The sequence below is a fragment of the Brachyspira sp. genome (assembly GCF_050873525.1).
Classification (GTDB): Bacteria; Spirochaetota; Brachyspiria; order Brachyspirales; family Brachyspiraceae; genus Brachyspira.
This window is the reverse complement of record NZ_JBNMIZ010000160.1, coordinates 1-6146: the sequence shown is the minus strand read 5'-3', so window position 1 is coordinate 6146 and position 6146 is coordinate 1. Positions and strand designations below refer to the sequence as shown.

At 29.2% G+C, this 6146-nt stretch carries 6 protein-coding genes and 1 pseudogene; 2 read left to right on the top strand and 5 right to left on the bottom strand.

Features of this window, described 5'->3' with window-relative positions; translation table 11 throughout:
* Positions 1-465, bottom strand: a 465-nt coding sequence (locus ACR0QS_RS09960; RefSeq protein ID WP_432633295.1) for a hypothetical protein, incomplete at its 3' end; no start/stop codon positions are given.
* Positions 466-635: 170 nt separating this feature from the next.
* Between ACR0QS_RS09960 and ACR0QS_RS09955 the strand changes: the two genes are divergently transcribed.
* Positions 636-1499: a DMT family transporter gene (locus tag ACR0QS_RS09955; protein ID WP_432633294.1), complete on the top strand. Its 864-nt coding sequence runs from the start codon at positions 636-638 to the stop codon at positions 1497-1499.
* 4 nt (positions 1500-1503) lie between these two features.
* Here the strand turns inward: ACR0QS_RS09955 and ACR0QS_RS09950 are convergent, their stop codons facing one another.
* From ACR0QS_RS09950 to ACR0QS_RS09935, 4 genes are all read right to left on the bottom strand, one after another.
* Positions 1504-2448, bottom strand: a complete 945-nt coding sequence (locus tag ACR0QS_RS09950; RefSeq protein ID WP_432633293.1) for a GTP-binding protein — start codon at positions 2446-2448, stop codon at positions 1504-1506.
* A 66-nt stretch (positions 2449-2514) separates the two neighbouring features.
* Positions 2515-2919: an META domain-containing protein gene (locus ACR0QS_RS09945; RefSeq protein ID WP_432633292.1), complete on the bottom strand. Its 405-nt coding sequence runs from the start codon at positions 2917-2919 to the stop codon at positions 2515-2517.
* Positions 2920-2922: 3 nt separating this feature from the next.
* On the bottom strand, positions 2923-3354 hold the full coding sequence (locus ACR0QS_RS09940; RefSeq protein WP_432633291.1) for an META domain-containing protein: 432 nt from the start codon (positions 3352-3354) through the stop codon (positions 2923-2925).
* A gap of 93 nt (positions 3355-3447) precedes the next feature.
* Positions 3448-5079: a peptide ABC transporter substrate-binding protein gene (locus ACR0QS_RS09935; RefSeq protein ID WP_432633290.1), complete on the bottom strand. Its 1632-nt coding sequence runs from the start codon at positions 5077-5079 to the stop codon at positions 3448-3450.
* A 173-nt stretch (positions 5080-5252) separates the two neighbouring features.
* Here ACR0QS_RS09935 and ACR0QS_RS09930 point away from each other — a divergent pair.
* Positions 5253-6146, top strand: a pseudogene (locus ACR0QS_RS09930) (GerMN domain-containing protein); the annotation flags it as partial.

Genomic DNA, 6146 nt, shown 5'->3' with positions numbered 1-6146 from the left:
TTTATTTTCTTCGCTATTATATTTATTTATATAAGTATAAGCTGCAGAATTTCCATCTTGAGAAAATTCCAATGAGATTTTCCACGCATCCTTTTCTGGAGGCGTTTGGTAAGAAGTTCCAGAACCTACTAAATATGTGCTATCTTTACATCCAACAAGGCAACCTATATCATAAAATCCAGTATAAAAATCTGGTATTTCCGTTTTGCTTGTAGAATTTGTAAAATAAGCTTCTCCTTCATAAATATATAACCACAAATAAAAATCATCTACATATATAGGATATACTTTATCTTTATTAGCTTCATATTCAGGGTCTTCAGGAAGAAGTTCTGGAGGATAATTTGTCTCAGTTTTATATATGGTTGAACTTACATAAACATTACCGTTGTATTTTTCTAAACCGTTTATTTTGTTTTCAAAACAACTTATGGGAAATAGACTTGCAAAGATAACTAATATCAATAAAACTTTATTTTTCATAAAAAACTCCCATCTATTTGATTATATCATAATAATAACAATTTATTTAAAAATGTCAAGTATTTTTTTATTTATAAATTTAAATAGATTTTATTTGATTTTATATTTAATATAAATATAATAATTAAATAAATTTTTTAAGAATAATAAAAATGTTAAATATATTATTAGTTATAATTGGTTCTATAGCATACGGTTTCCTGCCGATATTCGTAAAAAATATTATTCCTTACGGCTATTCTTCGATTTCGATAGTTTTCTACAGATATTTATTTACTTCTATTGCATTATTTATAATTATAATAATTCAAAAGAAAAGTTTTAAAATAAATAAAAAACAATTTATAGAATTATTTATTTTCAGTATTGCTGGATTAGGTTTGACTTTCTATTTGCTATCTCAAGCGTTGCTTTATATTTCGGCGGGACTTACGAATATGATACATTTCGGTTATCCCGTTGTTGTTTTAATTTTAATGACTGTAATTTATAAAGAAAAAATTAATTTATTAAAAATAATGTCCGCGCTATCTTCGATTATTGGAATATTTCTTTTGATAAAAATAGTCGCAGTTGAATCATTTAAAGGAATTATTTACGCTTTGCTTACTACGATTACTTATAGCTCTTATATAATTGCAAATAAAAAATCTTCTTTTGCAAGTTTGGACACAATGGTTGCTTTATTTTATATGTCTTTAATGGTTTCGCTTGTATTTTTTATCGCTGGAATATTAACGAAAGATTTGCAATTACTCAATAATATTTTTGTTTTCTACAATTTTACGGCAATATCGCTTTTATGCACAATATTTTCTTTGGGGCTTTTATTATACGGAGTAAAAAAATTGGGTTCTTCTTTGGCTTCAATATTAAATATGTTCGAGCCGACAACTACGGTTATTGTTTCCGCTTTCATATATGATGAAAAATTAACCGTAAATATTATAATAGGTTCGGTTTTGATTATTTTATCCACAGTTTTTATGATTTTTTCTAATAATTCAAATAATTAAATTTTTAATGCGAATGTTTTATATTCTCTCTATAAACGGGCTGAAAAATTTCTCTCAAAAGTTTTCTATTTAAATTTTTTCCGATAAAAACGATTTCAAGTTCGTCCGTTTCGTTTGCTCCCGTAATTGCGTATCGTTCTCCCGCAACATCGAATCTCAAATACGATTTCCCGCATTTTATAAATCCTTTGGCTCTCGCAATATTGCCGAATCTTCCTCTTATCGTATCTTCCAAAAGAATTATAAATTGATTTTCGTTTTCAAGTTCGCAGCCTTTCATACTAATCGAATCTGGCATTTCTTCGTTTTCTTCGGATTTTATTTTTACGGAATATTTTTCATCCAAAAAAGATTTTAATATACTTTCCCACCATTCTTTATTTTTTTTCTTATAATGTTCTTTCAATATTTCTATCTCCGAAAGCGAAACATTATTTTTTATTAAAAGATTTTCTATTTTTTTTATTAATTCTTCGTTTTCTTCTATGTCTTTTGATTCCGTTTTTGATATTATTATTTTTGAAGTATTTACTAACTGGTCGAGATAAATATTATCGTAGGAAGAGACAAAAGAATCGAAAGCGTTTGCGTCAATTACGGTTATCGGTTTAAGAAGAATAATTCTTTCGTATTCAATTTGCCTTATATTTTTTATTATATTTCCGAGCTTCGCCACGCCCGTAGGTTCGACTATCAAATATTCTGGGTCCAAAGTATTTGCTATCGTTAGTATAGAAGTTGCAAAATCCTGTTTCATAGAACAGCAGACGCAGCCTTCGGTAAGTTCCCAAATATTCATTCCTTCGTCTTTAAGAATATTGGAATCTATATCTACATCGCCGTATTCGTTTTCCATTACTACAAAATCTCTTTTAGTTTTATTTGCCATTTCTTTTATTAAAGTTGTTTTTCCCGCTCCCAAGAATCCCGAAACTATAAGTATTTTCATTTTTTATCCCGTTTTGTTTTTAATTTTTTAAATTTTTAAATTTTTTATAAATTTTAAATCGTTTAATTATCGAAGTCTTTTAAATATCAATTCTCCATCGTCCAAAGTTTTAATTTTAATTCCTTCGATTGTAAATTCTATAGAATATGCTTTCGTTATATAATCTATGTATTCTTTTTCTATTTCTTCGATTTGTGCATCTTCGCTCATTTTTGTCACAGATATATTTTTAAATAAAACATTATTTCCTCTTCTTATTTCATATTCTCCAAAATAAGTGTTGAATCCGCTGTAGCCGTAAAATTCTTTTTCGTAAAATGAAATCGTTATTCCCGTATCGGCGAACATATTGATTAATTGATAAGTTTTGCCGTTTAATGTGCTTACCGACATATTCAAAGTTTCTCTGAAAGTGGAACAGGAATTTATATTTATAAGAATAATAACGAATAATATAATTTTCTTTATCATAAATTAAAATTCCTCGAATACCAAATTCTCGCCCGATAACAAAGTATATATAGTCAATTTATTTCCGTTAAGTTTGTAGGAAGTGGCGTCTCTCAGCATATTCAAATATTTATTTTCCGCTTCTCTATATTCTTTACTTGCCGTTTTTTTCGTAGTCGCTATACTTTTAACGCTAAAAATATCTCCGTCCGTCAAATATTCTGAAAAATAATTATTGATTGCCGAAAATCCGTAAACTTTATTCTCTCCGAATTCTATCGTTATATTCATTTCTGGATATGCGCTTACCAATTTGAATTTTCTTCCGTTGAGTTCGTTTTTGATTTCAATTTTTTCTTCTTCAATTTGAATTTCTTTAATTTCCGCCGTTGTCGAACAGGAATATAATATGAATAAAATTATCGTTATAAAAATTATTATAAAATTATGCTTCATAGTCAATATGAATCCTTTTTATATTTTTCGGTATAAAAATCTTTTCTATTAGAAACTCGTCAAACTCATTTAAGGTTAAAGATAAAATAAAATTTATTCCAAATAAGCGTAATTAAAATTAAATTCCATAAGAGGAGTCGCCACATAATCTCTTAATCTTTTGCTTACCAAAAGAGGATTTGATGGATTATATATCGGAATAAGAACATTATCTTCCGCAATTAAAAGTCTTTCAGCTTCATGCATTGCCTTCATTCTCACATTTTTGTCCGCGGATTTTCTTGCAGTTTCTATATAATTGTCGAATTGAATATTGCTGTAGCCCGCGTAATTTTGAGGACGATAACTTAAATAATTTTCCAAAAAAGTCATAGGGTCGCTATAATCTCCAATCCAAATCGTTCTCATAATCTGATAATTTCTTTCAAGTCTCATTTGCTGATAAGCCGCCCATTCCATAGAAAATATTTGCAAATCGATTCCCAAATTCTCTTTCCACATTTGCTGAATCGTTTCCGCAACTCGTATATAAACCGAATCTGGAGTCGTTTTATATTCCAAAACAGGAAAACCTTCTCCGTTAGGGTAGCCCGCTTCCGTCATAAGTCTTTTAGCCGTTTCTACATTATTAGAATAACTTTCTTTTGAAATATCCAAATATTCTCCGCCGTTTTCTCTAAAATCGCCTTCCACATCGTAAGCGCCTACTGGAACCCAAGCGCTTGTAGGAGATTTTGCCGTCAAAACTACTTTTTCTACAATATAATTTCTATCAATCGCCAAAGACAAAGCTTTTCTTATTCTTTTATCTTTAAGAATTCCATCGTTATCGTTTATTCCAAAAGCGACTGTAGAATAATAAGGCGCTATATCGAGTATTCCTTCATTTTTTAAACTTTCCGCGTCTTCCGATAATACTTTAACCGAAAAATCGAGCGAACCTTCTTTGATTCCCGCCAATGCCAAAGTCGGGTCCTGCATCATAACGAAAGTAATTTTTTCGGGAATTATTTCGTCTTTATTCCAATAATTAGTATTTTTTATCATTACTATTCTTGAATCGGGACTTTTTTCCGTCATTATAAAAGCGCCGTTTCCAATATAAGTTTTTGGATTTAAAGTCCAGCTATTGCCGTATTCTTCTATAATATCTTGTCTAACTGGAGCAAATATAGGATAGGTTAGAATATCCAAAAAATAGCCAGTCGGAGATTCCAATTCTATTTCCAAAGTATAATCGTCTATCGCTTTCACGCCCAGCGTTTCTTTAGGCAAATTGCCCGCCAATATTGAAGTAGCGTTTTTTACATATTCTATGAAAGAAGTATATTCTGCTCCGCTCGAAGGGTCTGCCGCTCTTCTTAACGCGTAAACAAAATCGCCAGCGGTTACTATCTCTCCGTCCGACCATTTTGCATTTGTTCTTAAAGTAAAAGTATATATTAGTCCGTCTTCGGATACATTCAAACTTTCCGCCGCTCCGTTTTTTAATTCTCCGTCCTTTCCTTTAATAATCAAAGTTTCAAAAGCATGTCTCGGATATACAAAATCGTTTCCAGATAAAGTCGGGTCGATGCTTTTTGGTTCTTCTCCCGCGTTTATAAATAATTCTTTTGAAGAACGATTTTTTGCCGTCTCTACGGAACATGAAAAACAAATTAAACCTAATAAAGATAATATAAAAGAAATTAAAACCTTAAAATATTTTTTCGTTATACAATTCATAATTCGCCTCTTTTTTAATTAAAATCATAATTAGTAATAATACTATATAATCAAAATAATTCAATAAAATAAATGATAATTTTATGAAATTTTGTAAAATAAGTAAATTTTCTAATAGCATTTAATTTTTTATCGATAATAAAAAAGGTATCTAATAAAATCGGAGTAAAAAAGTGCCAAGATACGAACCTTATAAATCTAAATATAGAGGTTTTCGTTATACGAGACAAATAAAAAACGAAAGCAAAGAAATAAATTTAAAAAAGCCTTTGATAATATCGGCAGGTTTTATAGTTTGCGCTGCAGTTATATTTTCAATCATAAAAAATTACGCGCCGATGGTCGATATTGCGATAAAAGATTTTTTCAGTATTAATCATCAAGAAGCGATTGCTTTGGGAAACGAAGAGATAGCGGAAGATAATTCCGATAAATTGAGTTTTTTAAGCAATATTCCTTTATTTAGTTTTTTTATTAAATCGGATACAAATCAAACTTTATCCGTCATGGCTTATGAAACGAATTCAAAATTGGAAACTGTTTTAAGCGATAGTGAAAATTTAACTAATTTGACTTCGATAAATAGAGAATCTTTGCTTCCATTTTTTAATGAAAATTTTAACACAAATTATTATAATTCGAGCATTTATAGAGAAAATCAAAATATTAGCGAAAATATAGAAAATAATATTATTAACGATAACAATGAAAATGAAACTTCGCTTCCATCGGGCAGTCGCAACAATTATATTGAGCAAATGATTGCAGAAAGTAGAAGAAATAATGAAAATAATTTTATTAACAATTCTGCAAATGATAATACAAATAATAACTTTGCAAGAAATAATAATTTTATTAATAATATAAGCGATAATTCTAATAATTTGCAAGCCACGAGCATATTTCAAGATATTTTAAAACCTAAAGAAAATGCGGAAAAAGTTATAAAAACTATGAAGCCAGCTTCAACGGGTTTTAGTTCGGCGCAACCGCGGACTGAAAATCAAATTTCGAGTTATATGCAAAATAATGATAACAATAATAATGATAATAATGCAAATGTAAAT

Excerpts from the sequence above, each read along its gene's own strand:
- ACR0QS_RS09955 (WP_432633294.1), top strand. The coding sequence starts at position 636 with ATGTTAAATATATTATTAGTTATAATTGGTTCTATAGCATACGGTTTC.
- ACR0QS_RS09945 (WP_432633292.1), bottom strand. The coding sequence starts at position 2,919 with ATGATAAAGAAAATTATATTATTCGTTATTATTCTTATAAATATAAAT.
- ACR0QS_RS09935 (WP_432633290.1), bottom strand. The coding sequence starts at position 5,079 with ATGAATTGTATAACGAAAAAATATTTTAAGGTTTTAATTTCTTTTATA.
- ACR0QS_RS09950 (WP_432633293.1), bottom strand. The coding sequence starts at position 2,448 with ATGAAAATACTTATAGTTTCGGGATTCTTGGGAGCGGGAAAAACAACT.
- ACR0QS_RS09940 (WP_432633291.1), bottom strand. The coding sequence starts at position 3,354 with ATGAAGCATAATTTTATAATAATTTTTATAACGATAATTTTATTCATA.